Annotated in this window: 14 protein-coding genes; 10 read left to right on the top strand and 4 right to left on the bottom strand. The window is 41.1% G+C overall.

Features of this window, described 5'->3' with window-relative positions; translation table 11 throughout:
• Positions 1–90 precede the first annotated feature (90 nt).
• Positions 91–546 carry an EVE domain-containing protein gene (locus GNF10_RS07620; RefSeq protein ID WP_185585616.1) on the bottom strand — a complete coding sequence of 152 codons (456 nt, stop codon included), beginning with the start codon at positions 544–546 and terminating at the stop codon, positions 91–93.
• A 134-nt stretch (positions 547–680) separates the two neighbouring features.
• The gene (locus tag GNF10_RS07615) at positions 681–1,325 is read right to left on the bottom strand and encodes a class I SAM-dependent methyltransferase (protein ID WP_185585615.1); all 645 of its coding nucleotides are present in this window, start codon (positions 1,323–1,325) and stop codon (positions 681–683) included.
• A 137-nt stretch (positions 1,326–1,462) separates the two neighbouring features.
• Here GNF10_RS07615 and GNF10_RS07610 point away from each other — a divergent pair, with 137 nt between their 5' ends.
• From GNF10_RS07610 to GNF10_RS07585, 6 genes are all read left to right on the top strand, one after another.
• Positions 1,463–3,121 carry a glycosyltransferase family 39 protein gene (locus GNF10_RS07610; RefSeq protein ID WP_185585614.1) on the top strand — a complete coding sequence of 553 codons (1,659 nt, stop codon included), beginning with the start codon at positions 1,463–1,465 and terminating at the stop codon, positions 3,119–3,121.
• A 74-nt stretch (positions 3,122–3,195) separates the two neighbouring features.
• The gene (locus tag GNF10_RS07605) at positions 3,196–3,663 is read left to right on the top strand and encodes a MarR family winged helix-turn-helix transcriptional regulator (RefSeq protein ID WP_185585613.1); all 468 of its coding nucleotides are present in this window, start codon (positions 3,196–3,198) and stop codon (positions 3,661–3,663) included.
• Between the two features lie 157 nt (positions 3,664–3,820).
• The gene (locus GNF10_RS07600; RefSeq protein ID WP_185585612.1) at positions 3,821–5,269 is read left to right on the top strand and encodes an HlyD family secretion protein; all 1,449 of its coding nucleotides are present in this window, start codon (positions 3,821–3,823) and stop codon (positions 5,267–5,269) included.
• Positions 5,270–5,388: 119 nt separating this feature from the next.
• Entirely contained in the window at positions 5,389–6,648 is a 1,260-nt protein-coding gene (locus GNF10_RS07595) for an MFS transporter (protein ID WP_185585611.1), read from the top strand.
• Between the two features lie 68 nt (positions 6,649–6,716).
• On the top strand, positions 6,717–8,297 hold the full coding sequence (locus tag GNF10_RS07590; protein WP_185585610.1) for a DHA2 family efflux MFS transporter permease subunit: 1,581 nt from the start codon (positions 6,717–6,719) through the stop codon (positions 8,295–8,297).
• Between the two features lie 48 nt (positions 8,298–8,345).
• The gene (locus GNF10_RS07585) at positions 8,346–8,909 is read left to right on the top strand and encodes a Uma2 family endonuclease (protein WP_185585609.1); all 564 of its coding nucleotides are present in this window, start codon (positions 8,346–8,348) and stop codon (positions 8,907–8,909) included.
• A 34-nt stretch (positions 8,910–8,943) separates the two neighbouring features.
• Here the strand turns inward: GNF10_RS07585 and GNF10_RS07580 are convergent, their stop codons facing one another.
• Entirely contained in the window at positions 8,944–10,170 is a 1,227-nt protein-coding gene (locus GNF10_RS07580) for a lipopolysaccharide assembly protein LapB (protein ID WP_185585608.1), read from the bottom strand.
• Between the two features lie 797 nt (positions 10,171–10,967).
• On the opposite strand from GNF10_RS07580, the gene GNF10_RS07575 reads away from it, so the two are divergent.
• The 4 genes from GNF10_RS07575 to GNF10_RS07560 are packed head-to-tail and all read left to right on the top strand — an operon-like array spanning position 10,968 to position 16,449.
• On the top strand, positions 10,968–12,461 hold the full coding sequence (locus GNF10_RS07575) for a CHASE3 domain-containing protein (RefSeq protein ID WP_260445941.1): 1,494 nt from the start codon (positions 10,968–10,970) through the stop codon (positions 12,459–12,461).
• A gap of 20 nt (positions 12,462–12,481) precedes the next feature.
• Positions 12,482–12,910, top strand: coding sequence for a response regulator (locus GNF10_RS07570; protein WP_185580748.1), 429 nt, complete (start codon positions 12,482–12,484; stop codon positions 12,908–12,910).
• 5 nt (positions 12,911–12,915) lie between these two features.
• Positions 12,916–13,959, top strand: coding sequence for a sensor histidine kinase (locus GNF10_RS07565; protein ID WP_260445940.1), 1,044 nt, complete (start codon positions 12,916–12,918; stop codon positions 13,957–13,959).
• A gap of 21 nt (positions 13,960–13,980) precedes the next feature.
• Positions 13,981–16,449 carry an EAL domain-containing protein gene (locus GNF10_RS07560; protein WP_185580747.1) on the top strand — a complete coding sequence of 823 codons (2,469 nt, stop codon included), beginning with the start codon at positions 13,981–13,983 and terminating at the stop codon, positions 16,447–16,449.
• A 187-nt stretch (positions 16,450–16,636) separates the two neighbouring features.
• Here GNF10_RS07560 and GNF10_RS07555 read toward each other — a convergent pair whose 3' ends face one another.
• Positions 16,637–17,101 (bottom strand): hypothetical protein, encoded by a 465-nt coding sequence (locus GNF10_RS07555; RefSeq protein ID WP_185580746.1) that lies wholly within the window; start codon positions 17,099–17,101, stop codon positions 16,637–16,639.
• Positions 17,102–17,182 lie beyond the last annotated feature (81 nt).

The raw sequence follows: 17,182 nt of genomic DNA, 5'->3' as shown, positions 1-17,182 counted from the left end.
TTTAGTCCTGATTTCGTTCGTGTAGAGAGGACTAAAGTCCTCACTACAAACCTTGAATTTTACAGTGAATTGTAAGTTAGTAATTTTCAACTATGAGCTTTTCATCGCCAGAATCTTCAAAGCCACTGCTTCAGGGACAGGCATCACTGATAACCGATTTCCTTGTCTCACCAACATTAAGTCTTCGGCGCTAAACTTTTCTTTGAGTATTGATAGCAAGATAGGGTTAGAAAAAGTCTCAACGAATTCTACTACAACTGTTTGCCACCGAGGTGATTCGGAAGTTGATTTCGGGTCGTAGTATTTACTTTCTGGCTCAAACTGACTTGGGTCAGCAATATCTTTTTTCACTACACGCATTAACCCAGCAATATTAGGAGGATTAGTATTGGAATGATAAAAAAAAGCTAAGTCTCCTTCATCCATAAGGCGCAAAAAGTTACGAGCTTGATAGTTGCGAACACCGTCCCAGATAGTCTCTTTTTGCTGTTGAAGGTCAGCAATACTATAGGCTTCTGGTTCTGATTTCATTAGCCAATAATTCATCTACAAAAATTATCTATGTACAAAAGCATTTTAATTTTAAGCAGGTAACTAAGTTCGTAGTAAGGACTTTAGTCCTTATTTTTTAAGCACTAAAGTGCTTACTACAAACCCTCTTGCACTAGTGAATATTTGGCTTAACTACGATAAGCTATAACGGCATAAAATGGATCTCCTCCAGCTGCGCCCAACCACTGAAATAAATTCGGTAATGTTGACTTATGAACTATAACTTCTGCGGTTGTAAATCCTGGAACTGAGGCGAAGTAGGCTTTGACTAATTCCACTCGCTGTGCTTCTGAAGCTTCCCGCCAAGCTTGAATCGCCTTTTCAAAAAACATCCGGTTAGAAAAGCTGATAATTGCGACACCACCAGGTTTCAGGATGCGGTGAATTTCAGAAAATATTGCTTCTGGATATTGCATATACTGCACAGATACGCAATTGAGAACAGCATCAAAATCTCCATCTGGTAAAGGTAGCTGCGGATTTTCGTTAAGATTTTGTACAAAATAATGATTTAAGCGGGTATTTCGTGCTAGTTCCTCAGCGTTGAGTCCATGTCCTTCCACATGGTCAAACTGCATCTCTTCTGGTAGATGAGACACCCAACTGCTCATCATATCAAGAATGCGGGTGTTGGGTTTAAGGCGATCGCGATATAAATCCGTTAGCTGTTGAATAAATCCTTCATCGACATGGGTAACAAAGCGGGGATAGGCATAGAACAGCTTATCGTCTTTGTCGTCTAATTTCTGGCGTTGATTCGGTCTTAATTGCATAAATCTCTGTTTTGGAGTACTTTTTTCAAAAAATGCCGCAATTTCAGGTATTGTTCAAAAAACACTATGTAGCATATTTTAATAACAGCAAGATACATAGACGAGTCTAAATAGCAGTATTCAATTTTATCAATTTAATGTTTTATAAATTACATATCTTGCGGCATATTTGGCGGCAAACGCATCTGGTGGGATTATTACCCTATTTGAGTTTGTTACTTTGGATACTTCCCTTATTATTATTTACTTCTGGGCACAATAGCCTGATGGCACATGATGAGGCGCTTTACGCTTCGCGGGCGCGTCTGATGTTTGATTCTGGTAATTGGATAACTCCTTGGACAACGGCACATCATAAAACCCCTGGCCCTTATTGGTTAATTGCCAGCTTCTACAAGCTGTTTGGTATGAGTGATACTAGTGCGCGTCTTCCTAGTATGATTGCTAGTATTTTGAGCTTATGGCTTGTGTATGAAATCGGCAAAATTATGCTGGGCAAAAAATTAGCTTGGCTTGCTGCTGCTATTTTAAGTGTGGAATTTCTCTGGCTGCAATACTCTCGCTTAAGTACACCTGATATACTGATGGTTCTATTGGTACTTTTAGCTATTTTGTCTTTAATAAAAACAGAATCATATCCTAACTATCGCTATTTTTGGACTTTTATAGCTGGTTTAAGTTTAGGTTTAGGCTTCTTAGCTAGAAGCTTTATGATTTTTTTGCCAATCATCGCTTTATTCCCTTATTTAATTTGGGAACATCGCCGTCATCATCATCTTACTAACCCATTTTTATATTTAGGATTTTTTGTAGGTTTAATCCCTACCTCTGTTTGGCTGTATTTAAGCTGGCTGCACTACGGAAATCAGAGTTTTGAAGAGTTGCTCAAGTTTGTTATGCAGCTAGGTTCTGAAAATAATTATAAAAATGATCGGCTGTTTTATTTATGGAATATTCTTTTAAAAGCATTTCCTTGGGCTTTTTTCGGACTTTTAGGTTTATTTTTAACTGTACGTCGTCCTATTCCTCGTTATCAGTTAATATTAGTTTGCTTTCCACTTATCCTATTTTGTGAGCTTAGTCTTTTTAGCACTCGCCTCCCTCATTATAGTCTTTGCCTTTATCCATTTATAGCTTTGTTTGCATCTGTGGGTTTAACCTGGTTAGGTAGTATTTACCAGACAGGAATTACCCCCCCATTACCTCTTGAAAAAGATAAAATAAATATATTAAGCTTTTTTGGCAAAAAAAATCTTCCTCGAAATCTCAGTTATGGCTTTGGTGGGTTCGGTGTTTTACTTGTTATAGCGAGTATTGGCATTTTTAGTTGGGGGAGTTTTGATTTTCGCAAGTATGCAACTATTGGCTTGGTTATGGGCTTGGGTTGGTTAATTTTACCTGTAGTGTGGATTAGTCGTTACCACCTTGGCAAGAAGTTTCTCACAGCGCGTTATTGGATTGCAGGTTGGTTAATTCCCTGTTGGCTAGCTTTGGCCACGATTGGTAGCATAGGTCTGTTAAGTGACTATAACCATGTTTTGAAAACTTTTTTACAACAAACTGCGATCGCCTCAACTCTCCAATCTCATCCTACTTACTACGTGGAAATAGACCAGAAAACCCAAGTATTATTGGAGTTCTATCTTCCTATCCATGCCCAGCAAGTAGCCTCTATTTCGCAAATACCAGCTTTGAGCTATGCTTGGATCTATACTGACCAATCCCCTAAATTATCTAGACCTTACCGTATTCTCGGCACTGTCAAAGAGTACCAGTTGATCCAATTTCTTCCCTAAGATAGATGCAAAGCACCTATTGCTAAAAAATTGTGATTTATATATAATATTACGTACACTAAGTATTTTGCTAAATGGTTTCTACATCTAATCATTCCTCAGCTTTAGAGTCGTGGCAGCAAAATCTGGCACCATATAATTTGGGCTACAGAATCAAATTAGTTTCACAATTGCTCAGTCGCAAGTTTACAGATAAGCTAGAACCCTTTGGACTTACACCATTTCACTGGTTGGTGTTGTGCTGTTTGTGGCAAGAAGATGGTTTACCTACTTCTAGTATTGGAGACAAACTCAAGCAAGTGGGAGGGACTTTAACAGGTGTGCTAGATCGGATGGAAGAACGCGGTTTGGTGCGTCGAGAACGCGATACTCACGATCGCCGCATCTGGCGGATCTGGCTAACAGATGCAGGTAAAGAACTAGAAACTATTTTACCCCCAATCGCCGCCGCAGTGCGGGATGAAGCAATGGATGGTATTTCTTTTGCTGACCGAGAACTGTTTTCCCAAATCTTAAATCGGGCGATCGCTAACCTCTCCTAAAGATAGTTTCACAATCACCCGACCGGGGGAGGTGCTGTAAAGATTTGTTTTGAGATAATATTACGCATACTAAGGAAATAAGATTTTTTTCAAAAAATACTACGCATTCTAAATAAACGACTATCAATCAAATCATCGAACAAGCGAGTTAAGAATCATGAAAACCAATACATTTAACGGACGCAAGGAAAACAAAACCATAGTTATAGAAAAAGAATTGATTCCTAATTCAGAGACTTTAGAAGCTGTAACCGCCGAAGCGCCTGTTGTAACTCCTGAGATCGAGAAAGAAGTTCCAACGAAGCGGAAAAAACCGACTGGTTTGATTTTGGCAGGATTAGGCGTGGGTGCGATCGTCGCAGGTACTTTTGGTTATAACTATTGGCAATACGCCTCCACCCACCAGGAAACAGACAACGCCACCGTTGCCGGAAACATTCACCAAGTTAGTAGCCGCATTCCCGGAACTGTAAGTCAGGTGCTTGTGAATGACAACCAATTGGTGCAACCGGGACAATTGTTAGTGAAGTTAGATCCAAGAGACTATGAAAGTAAGGTACAGCAAGCAGGAGCAGCCTTAGAAAATGCTCGTGGACAAGCCCAAGCCGCCCAAGCAAATATTGCTTTAACTTCACAAACCACCACTGGTAAGACAACTCAAGCGCAGGGAGATGTTAGCGGTGCGGTAGCAGCAATTTCTACAGCCCAAGCAGCAGTACAAGAAGCCCAAGCTGGGATACCAGCAGCACAGGCTGAAGTTAGACTAGCCGAAGCTGGGATTCCCGCCGCCCAAGCGCAGGTAGCGCAAGCAAATGCAAATTTGGAAAATGCCCAAGCAGATTACAATCGCTACAACCAGTTGTATCAATCAGGTGCGATCGCTCGTCAGCAGCTAGACACAGCCAAGGCCGCTTTTAATGTGGCTACGGCGCAAAGAAACGCCGCCGTTCAGGGAGTAGAACAAGCCCAAGCCAAATTAGCCTCTGCGAGAGTTGGTGTTGCTAAAGCCCAGTCTCAACTAGCACAGGCGCAAGAAAATGTCACCAACGCCCAAGCGAAATTGGCAGCATCTAAGGGAGGATTGCAACAAGCTACCGCAGGCGGACAAGATACAACAGTCAAACGTAGCCAATACGAAGCGGCAAAAGCTGCGATCGCGCAATCAGAAGCATCGCTCAAAGACGCGCAACTGCAACTATCTTACGCCAATGTTACCGCTCCCAGTGCCGGAAGAGTCGGTAGAAAAAATGTGGAAGTTGGCAACCGAGTTGCAGTAGGAACACCATTAATGGCGATCGTGGATAACGAGTATTGGGTAATTGCGAACTTTAAAGAAACCCAATTAGAAAAGATGCGCCCAGGAGAGACAGCAGAAATCAAGCTAGATGCCTTCCCTCATCATACCTTTGTCGGTCGTGTTGAAAGTCTTTCGCCAGCCTCCGGCGCTCAGTTTGCCTTATTACCACCAGATAACGCTACAGGTAACTTTACCAAAGTTGTCCAACGCATCCCAGTTAAAGTAGTTTTTGATCAAAAGAGCATTCAAGGATACGAATCGCGGATTACTCCGGGGATGTCTGCGGAAGTAGCTGTGGAAGTCAAGTAATACCAAGTTGCCTGCAAACCTCTTTCTTGTTATGACATTCTCCTACATCTATAGAGAGGCGTACAAAGATGAGGTGAAATGATATTTGTGAGAGCAGATTGGTATAAAACAAACCTGACATGAAAAAATCGTTACTACCTGCTTTAAGGTCAAAAAACTACCAGTTATTTTTTGCCGGGCAAGGTATTTCCCTAATTGGGACATGGATGACGCAACTTGCGACGATTTGGCTAGTTTACAGCTTGACAAATTCACCATTAATGCTAGGAGTTGTGGGATTTTCGAGTCAAATTCCTAGCTTTTTTTTAGCTCCCTTTGGTGGAGTATTTGTAGATCGATTTTCTCGATATCGTACCTTAATTGGTACACAAATCTTAGCGATGATTCAATCGTTAACATTAGCAGTACTGGCACTGACTGGTGTGATTGAGGTATGGCACATCATCGCCTTGAGTTTATGTCAAGGATTTATTAACGCCTTAGATGCGCCAGCCCGCCAAGCATTTGTTCCAGAACTGGTTGAACGTAGAGAAGATTTAGCCAATGCGATCGCTATCAACTCTACCATGATCAACGGTGCTAGATTGATTGGCCCTGCGATCGGAGGTTTACTAATTGCTAGAGTTGGAACTGGCTATTGTTTTTTAATAGACGGTTTAAGCTACATTGCTGTACTCGCCGCTTTATTGGCAATGAAAGTTAAGCCTTGGAAAAATGTGGTGACAGACGGGAATCCCTTACAAAAAGTCAAAGAGGGATTTGTATATGCCTTTAGTTTTCCACCCATTCGCTCGATTTTGTTGCTATCAGCTTTAGTCAGCCTCATGGGGCTGCAAAACACTATTCTTGTACCAGTTATTGCAGAACAAGTACTCAAAGGTGGTGCAGAGAGTTTGGGGTTTTTGATGGCTGCATCTGGGGTTGGAGCTTTAACTGGTGGAATTTATCTAGCTACACGCCAAACAATCTTAGGAATTGGTAAATTGATTGCTTTAGCTCCAGCAATTTTAGGAGTTGGTCTAATTGCCTTTTCTTTATCTCGATATTTACCACTTTCTTTATTTACAATGTTATTTGTCGGCTTAGGTACAATTCTCCAGATTGCTGCTAGCAACACATTTTTACAAACAATTGTTGAAGATGACAAACGTGGACGATTGATGAGCTTATACACAATGTCATTTTTAGGTATGATTCCCGTAGGCAACTTGTTAGGAGGTGTGTTAGCCAGTCGTATTGGCGCACCCAACACTTTAATTATTGATGGTATAGCTTGTATTTTAGGTTCTATAATTTTTAGCAGACAGTTGCCTGCTTTAAGGAAAATAATGCTTCCAATTTATGAGCAGAAGGGCATTGTAATGACTAATAAATCTTAAAATATAAGCTGTAAAAAGCAAACTTTAATAATAATTCTGTTGCTTAATCTTGAAACTGGAACAACACTATGGCTAATACAGGTGTAATTCGTCAGCAAGCACCACCAGAACGCGTACCGCTAAGAACCTGGATTGGTGTATTAGCCAGTATGCTTGGTGCATTTATGGCGGTATTAGATATTCAAATAACTAATGCTTCACTGCAAGATATTCAAGCAAGTTTAGGAGCAACTTTAGAAGAAGGCTCTTGGATTTCTACCGCTTATTTAGTAGCAGAGATTGTGGTAATTCCTTTAACAGGATGGTTATCGCGGGTGTTTTCTCTGCAACGTTATCTGTTAGTGAATACTGCACTATTTATTTTCTTTTCTATATGCTGCGCTTGGTCGTGGAATCTTAATTCCATGATTTTATTTCGCGCCTTACAAGGTTTTAGTGGAGGAGTCTTAATTCCCACTGCTATGACAGTTGTATTAACGACTTTACCTCAATCTAAGCAATCAGTTGGGCTGGCTGCTTTTGGGTTTAGTGCAGTTTTTGCACCTTCAATTGGCCCCACATTAGGAGGTTGGTTAACAGAAAATTTTGGTTGGGAATACAACTTTTATATAAATGTAATTCCAGGGGCATTGATGCTAGCTGGAGTTTGGTACGGAATTAGGCAAGAAAAACCCCAAATTAATTTACTGAAACAAGGTGATTGGTGGGGAATTATTGCAATGGCTATTGGGTTAGGTTCCCTGCAAATTGTTTTAGAAGAAGGTAGCCGCAAAGATTGGTTTAGCTCAGCGCTGATTCTGCGCTTAAGTGTGATCGCAGTAATTTTTCTGGCGATATTTTTCTTTATAGAATTAACTCGTAAGCAACCATTTATTAATTTACGACTTTTGTTTAGGCGGAACTTTGGTTTAGCCAGTATTGTTAATGTGTCGCTAGGGGTTGGATTGTATGGTTCAATTTATATTTTACCGTTGTATCTTGCCCAAATTCAAAAATACAATGCGCTACAAATTGGTGAAGTATTAATTTGGGCTGGTATTCCTCAACTTTTTATTATTCCACTCATCCCCAAATTGATGCAACGCATTGATGTAAGGTTAATGGTAGCTGTTGGCGTAACGTTGTTTTCCATCAGTGCATTTATGAACTCTGGAATGACTAATGAAACTGGATTAGATCAGTTACGCTGGTCGCAATTTGTGCGTGCAATGGGACAACCCTTAATTATGGTGCCCCTAACTTCGATTGCCACTGCTGGATTGAGTCCACAAGAAGCAGGTTCAGCAAGTGGTTTATTTAATATGATGCGGAATATGGGCGGTTCTATAGGAATTGCATCTTTAGCTACTTTATTAACTAACAGAGAGCAATTTCACTCAAATAGATTGGGTGATGGGATATCTTTATATAACCCAGAAACTCAACAGCGAATTGACCAAATGACACAGTATTTTGTCAGCAAAGGAGCAGATTTGAGTACAGCACAAAATCAAGCGATCGCATCCATATCTAATATAGTCCGCCGGGAAGCTTATGTAATGGCTTTTAACGATTGTTTCTATTTTATTGGCATTGCATTATTACTCAGTGGACTCGCCGTTTTATTCTTCAAAAAGGTGAAGCCAAATGGTAATGCTGCAGCTCATTAAATTTGTTGTATGGGTTAAAATATTTGATAAAACTACTAAGGTACTAAAATGGTCATCAGCCAAAGTGAGTACTATATCTCTCCAGAAGAATATCTAGAAGGTGAGAAAGTAAGTGAAATCAAACACGAGTATATTGATGGACAAGTCTACGCGATGGCAGGGGCAAGTGATGCTCATGTCACAGTTAGCATGAATGTATCTATGCTTTTACGAAACCATCTCCGGGGTAGTGGATGCCGTGTCTATATGTTGGACATGAAAGCACAGATTGATGTCATCAACCGTTATTTCTATCCTGATGTCATGGTGACTTGTGACACACGAGATAGAGAATGTGAATATTTTAAATCTTATCCTTGCCTAATTATCGAAGTGCTTTCTGAGTCAACAGAAGGCTATGATAGAGGCAAGAAATTCGCTAGTTATCGACACTTAGAATCACTACAAGAATATGTGCTAATTTCACCAGACCGAATGAGTGTAGAATGCTTCCGCCGCAATGAGCAAGGACAGTGGGTACTTTATCCTTATGAACAAGAACAAGAAGTGCATTTAGCTAGCGTTGATTTTCGGTGTGCGATCGCAGAAATATATGAAGATGTATTAAGCTGAAAAGCATCTAAGTTGAATATCAATTACATAGGTATTACCGATTAGATGATACTTTTTCAATTTGCTTAGTAAAGTATGCTTCTTCATGTTTTAGTTGTTGTGCTATTTCCAATCCTTTTTTAAAAGCTGTTAATGCTTGAGGAAAATCTTTCTGTTCTAGATACAATTGCCCAATTTGGTCATAAGCTTGCATTATCCCGTAAAAGTTGGCAGATTGTGTCTGTATCTGTACAAGAATTTGGCTAGCCTGCAAAGCCTCGTCTATTTGTCCTTGAGAACGGTACAGTGCAATTAACTTCTGCAAAGCGTCGCCAGCACGAACATACTCGCGTAATTGCCAAGCAGTGGTATAAGCTTCTTGATAATTTTGAAAAGCTTCTAGCAGTAAATTAGGATCTTTCTTGGCTAGAGATTCGTAATTTGCAGCGATCGCTAGCTTTAATTCTGGGATTTCAGTAAGATTATTTTCACTAGTGTAAATTTCAACTAGTTTATTAAGTACATTCAATGACTGCTGCGGTTGTTGTGTCTGCTCGTAAATGTAAGCCAGCCGTTGCAGATATGTCACCTCGCTTACACGTTCGCTTTGAGAAGTAGCTAAACTCAATAATTCCTCGTAGACTGGGGCGGCTTTGGTATAATCAAACCAACTTAAATGTAGTTCCCCAATTGTCTTAAGCATTTCTACCACTGCTGCTGGATCTTTTTGCTGCCGCACCACCAACAAAACTTGGTCGTAAGCTTCTACAGCTAGTTTAATAGATCGCACATTTTGGTAAGCTTGGGCTAGCGATCGCCATAATTCCAGATCAACTTGGGCAGTTGTTTTCTGAGATTGCACCTGCTTTTGAATTGCTTGTAATCGCTGCGTAATATATTGTACTTCTTCCCCATCATTTTGCTTCCAAGCGATCGCCCCGACTCGTGATAGTGCTTGCACCTCTGCGAACGAACCTAAAAAGCGTCGCAAGCGAAGTTCCCGGTTCCAAATTTCAAACGCCGCCACCTGATCTCCTGCTTGCAGTTTCGCTGCTGCTTGTTGGTTTAAGGCATCTAGTGCTGGTTCTAAGTTTTGCTGTTCTTGGAGAGTTAACGGCTGTTTATCCTTGGGCAAACGTGGTAGCAATGGATCGGGTGTGGTAATTTCTAAGGGGCTAGGAGGAAATTTATCCGGTGGTTTGGGCTTTTTAGTCTGTGCCAGCGTTAAGGAGTTGCTAAAGAGTATAGCGGTAGTAACAATCACAATTAAGCGCCTGAGCATGGGTACTTTACCTTGCCTTGAGTTAGTTACATGAGGTAATTTCCCCATACCCTATTATTTTTACCTTATTTCAGCAATTCCGAAGCGTAATACTAATTCACGAAAACTCTGATACATACAGATAGATTTGTCGTAGAGGCATAGCAAGCCCATGCTTTGAAATATGGACTTGCTATGCCCTTGTTCCCCTAGATTACTTTATGTCTCTATCTAATCCACGTATCTTACAAGTCAATTCAATATCAAGCTAATACAATCAAAAACTATTAAGTATAATTACAGATGCAATTATCACATTTAGACGATCTATGCAAGCAAAAATCTATTGAATCTGGCTAAGGAAATATACTGAAATATTGAACAAAATTTCTTATTTGCCTTCTTATGAGTCAGAAAATATACGCTCACAATAATTCACTAATATAGATATCCTTTATTAGAGCTAGTTTGCTCTAAAAGTTAAAAAATTTGGTATTATTTAGCACGACTATGATGAGTAGTACCGTGAAAAACCTTTGGCATTGCTGAATAAGAAGTATGAATCAAAAGGTAGAGACGCTATATATCGCGTCTCTGTATGGGTTTTGATATTAAACAAAATCATTTTCATACTTCTTATTCAACAAGCCAAAGGTTTTTCATGGATATTGTTTGCTGGAACGAAGATATAGCCGCTTGAGCTGGGGCGCGGTGATGCTCTAATGCCAGTATATAGCGACTGTTAACCGTCTAAAGAGCTGGCTCATCGTTTTTACTACTTTAGTCAACAGCTACTTTTTCAATTAGGAAGGTAAAAAATGAAATGGGCTATTTACAAAAAGAATACGGGCAGTTTTGTAATAGCAGTAGCAATTATGACTGGTATCGGCGTAGTTTCGTATCTGAGTTTGCTTCAGTATAGAGAAAACGCTCAATGGGTAACACATACACGCGAGGTACTTGAAAAGACAAAAGAAATAATGTCACAGATCAAGGATGCAGAAACTGGACAACGGGGCTATCTTCTTACGGGCAAAAAACGGTATCTCGAACCCTATCGCATAGCAACTGACGAGATTGTTCAGAAACTTAAGGCTCTGCGCCAATTGACTACGGATAACCCCAATCAACAACGGCGGCTCGATCGCCTTGAACCCTTGATTGCCAAAAAACTGGTTTTGATTGAACAGGCGATTAACGCAAGGAGCAAAGATTTAGAGTCCGCACTGCAAATAGTTCAGACAGATCGGGGTCAGCAAATCATGGAGGACATCCGAATGCTCACTACAGCTATGGAGAATGAAGAAAATGAGTTGTTGAAACAGAGGTCAATAGAGGCGAACGCCAGCGCTCATCAAACAACTGTGCTAACTATTTTTGGCAGTATTGTAGCTTCTGTTATCGTCGGTTTAGCAGCCACGATCACCAATCAGGAACTCGTCAAACGCAAGCGGATGGAAAATTCTCTGCAAAAGGCTCGTGATGAATTAGAAATAGAGGTTAACAAACGGACTGCCGAACTGAGAAACACTAACGAAGAATTGCAAACTGAAATTAATGAGCGTAAAAAGGCAGAGTCAGAGATTCTGCGGCTGAATGTCCAGCTTGAGCAGCGAGTTGCAGAACGCACAGCACAACTCGAAGCCACTAATAAAGAGATGGAAGCATTTAGTTATTCTGTATCTCACGATCTGCGGGCCCCCTTGCGGAGTATCGATGGTTTTAGTCAAGCACTACTAGAAGATTATGGTGACAAGCTAGACACACTAGGCCAAAACTACCTCCAGCGAGTGCGTGCAGCCACCCAGCGAATGGCACAACTGATCGACGATTTATTGAATCTGTCACGATTGACGCGCAGTGAGATGCGTTCCGAAAAGGTTGATCTAAGCGCACTGGTGGAGGCGATCGCTACAGAGTTGCACAAAACCCAACCAGAACGCCAAGTAGAGTTTGTCATAGCCCCGGGATTGGTTACTAATGGTGATGCTCATCTGTTACGGATAGTCCTAGGAAACCTGCTGGGTAATGCGTGGAAGTTTACAGGAAAACATCAAAAAGCCCGCATAGAATTTGGGCTTTTGCAGCAAGATGACACCCATGTGTATTTTGTCCGTGATGATGGCACAGGCTTCGATATGGCCTATGTTGAGAAACTTTTCGGTGCTTTTCAGCGCCTGCACGCCATGACTGAGTTTGAAGGCACTGGCATCGGATTAGCTACTGTGCAAAGGATTATTCACCGTCATGGTGGCCGTGTCTGGGCTGAAAGCGCAGTGGAACAAGGCGCAACATTTTACTTCACCCTTTAACTATAAGGAAAACATACAACATGATTCTATTAGTAGAAGACAATCCTGACGATGAGGCGTTAACCTTACGGGCACTGAAGAAAAACAACATTATGAACGAGGTGGTAGTGGCACATGATGGGGTAGAAGCTCTAGATTATCTCTTTGGTAAAGGTATTTACGTTGAACGCGATATGAGCGTTATGCCACATCTCATCCTGTTGGATTTGAAGTTGCCTAAAATGGATGGCTTGGAAGTTTTGCGACACCTGCGGGCTGACGAAAGGACAAAAATTCTTCCCGTCGTCATTCTCACTTCGTCCAAGGAGGAGCAAGACTTAATCAATGGTTATAGCTTAGGTGCCAACAGCTATGTTCGGAAACCAGTAGACTTTTCCCAATTCAGTGAAGCAGTTCGACAACTAGGGTTGTACTGGTTTGTCTTAAACGAATCACCACCAAGAGTATAGTTTAGATGGGTATGGGTACACCTCTGCGCGTATTACTTGTTGAGGATTCAGAAGATGACGCTTTGTTGCTGCTACGTGAACTGCAACGTGGCGACTATGAAATAACCTTTGAAAGAGTTGATACACCCACAGCCATGAAAGCTGCGATCGCAGGACAAACATGGGATATTGTCATCTGTGATTATTCTATGCCCACCTTTAGCGCCCCTGCTGCATTAAAGCAGGTTAAGGAAAGTGGACTTGACCTGCCATTCATTATTGTCTCAGGGACTATTGGTGAAGATACCGCAGTAGCCGCCATGAAAGCTGGTGCCCATGACTACATTATCAAAGGCAATTTAGCACGGCTTATCCCTGCTGTTGCCCGCGAGTTGCGTGAGTCCCAGGTGAGACAGCAGCGTAAACAAGCAGAAGAGCAAATTAAAGCATCGCTTCAAGAAAAAGAGGTGCTATTGAAAGAAATTCATCACCGGGTAAAAAATAATTTGCAGATTATTTCTAGTCTGCTCAACCTGCAAGCAGAATATCTCAAGGACAATCAAGCCCTTGAGGTATTCAAAGATAGCCAGAACCGGATTGAATCAATGGCTTTGATCCACGAGAAACTATATCAATCTCAAGACTTGGCAAAGATTAATTTTGCTGACTATATTCAAGATTTAGTCAATAATTTATTTTATTCATACAACGTTAATTCTAGTGCTATTACCTTGAAAATGAACGTTGAAGAGGTTTTTCTAGCTATTGATGCAGCTATTCCTTGCGGGTTGATTATCAATGAACTTATTTCAAATTCCCTAAAATATGCTTTTCCCCAAAGAGAACCGGGAGAAATTTGTATTGACTTTTACTCCATAGAAGCAAATTTATTTACACTTATTATCAGTGATAATGGTGTCGGTTTTGCTAAAGATTTTGACTTTCAAGCTACAGAATCATTAGGACTGCGATTAGTAAAAGGTCTAACACATCAGCTTCAAGGCAATATCAATTTTGTCAGCTATAACGGAGTGAAGTATAACATTATATTTCCGGCTAAAAATATCTAATCTCATAATATAAATAAAATCATGAACTCAGTCAATATATTAGTTGTTGAAGATGAAATCATCGTGGCAATGGATATACAAAGTCGGCTAAGGAAATTTGGATACACTGTTCTGGGGCTTGCCGATTCTGGAGAAGAAGCAATTAGGAAAGCAGCAGATGATTCTCTAGATTTAGTTCTAATGGATATTCATCTCAAAGGAAAGATGGACGGTGTGGAGGCGGCTCAGATAATTCATAATATTTTTAATGTTCCAATAATATATCTGACTGCTAATGCAGATGAATCAACATTGGATCGAGCAAAGATAACAGAGCCGTTTGGCTACATTCTTAAGCCTTTTAAAGAAAAGGAATTAAAGTTCACTATTGAAATCACCCTTTCCAAACATCGAACAGAAAAAAAATTAAAACAGAATGAACAATGGCTGACTACTGTACTCAAAAGTATTGGCGATGCTGTGATTACTAGCGATGCATCTGGAACTGTGACTTTTATGAATCCTATCGCAGAAGAACTGACGGGTTGGAATTATTCAGATGCCTTTGGAAAAGAAGCAACAGAAATATTCAATATTGCTCATGAAGAAACTCGGATAATAATTGAAAGTCCGATAACGCAAGTCCTTCAATCGGGTGTTACTGTCGGTCTACCAGAACAAACTATACTTATTACTAGAAACGGTGCAGAAATCCCAATTGATGATAGTATTGCAGCGATTAAAGATGACAACGGTAACATTACGGGTGCAGTTCTTGTTTTTCAGGATATCACCGAGCGCAAGCAGATATTGGCGGCACTAGCGCGTCGCCAGCAAGAATTCAAAGCACTAGTTGAAAATGCACCCGATATTATTTCCAGATTTAACCCTCAATTACGCTACGTTTACGTTAATCCAGCTATTGAGAAGGTTACAGGGATATCAGCCGAAACATTTATTGGCAAGACAAACGCAGAGTTAAATCTACCGGAAGAATTTTGCCGGATATGCGATCGCAAGCTTGGGCAAGTTTTCCAAACTAAGCAAGAAACCGAGTTTGAATGCACTTTAGCGATCGCTGCCCAAACAAAACATTATCATACCCGTCTTGTGCCTGAATTGGCTAGCGATGGCTCTGTATACTTTGTCTTGAGTATTTCCCGCAATATTACTGCTCTAAAACTTGCGGAGGCGCAATTAATTCATGATGCTTTTCACGATATACTAACCAGTCTGCCAAACCGCGCCTTATTTATGGAACGGCTAGAACGGGCGCTGATGTTGGCAAAACGACGTGCAGATTATACATTTGCGGTTCTGTTTCTAGATTTAGATCGCTTCAAAGTTGTCAACGACAGTCTCGGTCACATGATTGGCGATCAACTACTAACTGCCCTTGCTCGCAGACTGGAAAACTGTGTACGTGCTGGAGACACAGTTGCCCGTCTTGGGGGAGATGAGTTTACAATTCTGCTTGATGATATCAACAACATCAATGACGCAATAGGCGTAGTGGAGCGGATACACGAAGCTTTGACATCTGCGTTCACACTCAGAGGATATGAGGTATTTACCACCGTCAGCATTGGCATCGTCGTGAGCAAGGGTAGTTACAACCTACCAGAGCAACTCCTGCGCGATGCTGACATTGCAATGTATCGCGCTAAAGCATTGGGTAAGGCACGCCATGAGATATTTGACTCAACCATGTACACCCAAATAACGAAGCTATTAGAGTTAGAGATGGATCTACGACGGGCAGTTGAACGTCAGGAGTTTCAGGTTTACTACCAGCCAATTGTTTTGTTAGAAACTTGCAAGATTATTGGCTTCGAGGCTCTCGTTCGCTGGCAACATCCGCAACACGGATTAGTTCCTCCAGACAGCTTTATTCCAATAGCAGAAGAAACTGGGTTGATTATCCCTATTGGTTATTGGGTATTGGGGGAGGCTTGTCGGCAGATGCATGCTTGGCAAATCCAATTTCCAACTGATCCACCTTTGACAATCAGTGTAAATCTTTCCACTAAACAGTTTTTACAACCCGATCTGATTGAGCAAATTAACCAAATTATGCAAGAGGCTGCCCTGGAAGCCAGTAATTTAAAGTTGGAGATTACTGAAAGCGTACTGATGCAAAATATTCAGTCAGCAACTTCTATGCTCTTGCAACTACAACAAATGAATATCCAATTACACTTAGATGATTTTGGCATAGGCTATTCATCGTTGAGTTACCTGCACCGCTTTCCGAGTAATGCTCTGAAGATTGATCGTTCTTTTATTACTAAGATTGGTGCTAATGGAGAAAACTTGGAGATTGTTCAGGCCATAATCACCCTAGCCGAGAGTCTAAATATAGATGTAATAGCTGAGGGCATAGAAACAGTAGAGCAACTGGCACAACTTAGAGCTATGAAATGCAAATACGCACAGGGATATTTTTTCTCCCAACCCCTGGATAGCAAGTCGATAGAAACATTAATTGTATCTGGCATTCAGCCGAGATAAGGATAGCGTTACTTACACCACTCTCAATATAGAAAATCACAAAGACGCGATAAATCGCCGTCTCTACAAAGGACTGATTATTGTAAAAACGGCGATTTATCGCGTCTCTTCCCTTTCCCCGTCTCAGTCGTGGTCTAAATACCTGAAAACTGCTGTAAGAATTCAAAATCACCGAAGTTCACGCTGGTCATTGACTCTCTTTTTGTCCTCTGGCTCGTTCCTGTGTCAAGCTATCAATTGCATCACCCAAAGCAGTAGTAAGGCTATTGCGGGTTTGGCCATGATTATCCTGCTCAGTTTTCAAAGCTTGCAAGAGGCGATCGCGTTCTTTGATTAGGGCGATGAGTTTAGTTTGTAACTCCTCCACAGATTTTAGTTGTTCTATCTCTTGCTGAATCGCTGTTAGTGATGTCCCAGCAGCCAGTGTCTCGACCTCAAGACCTCGGAGTTTATGCAAGTCTGCCTTGAGTGATGCGATCGCCTGTTGGGACAGTTGGGCATCTGTGCGGCGTTGTTCTGCTTCTGTGTTGTAAAGCTGTCGCCATTTTTGGGCACTTTCCCAAGCCGTATCGCGATCGCTCTGAAGTGCAGCCATCTGCTCTCTGAGTTCCTGGATTTCTGTCAACCACTGTTGTGTAAAATCTTGATTCATAAATTAAATAGTCATTTGTCATTTGTCATTGGTCATTTGTCATTTGTTATTCTCCCCTGCCTCCCCTGCTCCCCTGCTCCC

The organism is Nostoc sp. UCD121 (assembly GCF_014222285.1).
In the GTDB taxonomy this organism is placed as follows: domain Bacteria; phylum Cyanobacteriota; class Cyanobacteriia; order Cyanobacteriales; family Nostocaceae; genus Nostoc.
Note: the sequence above shows the minus strand (reverse complement) of the source record. Positions and strands in the feature narration are given on the sequence as shown.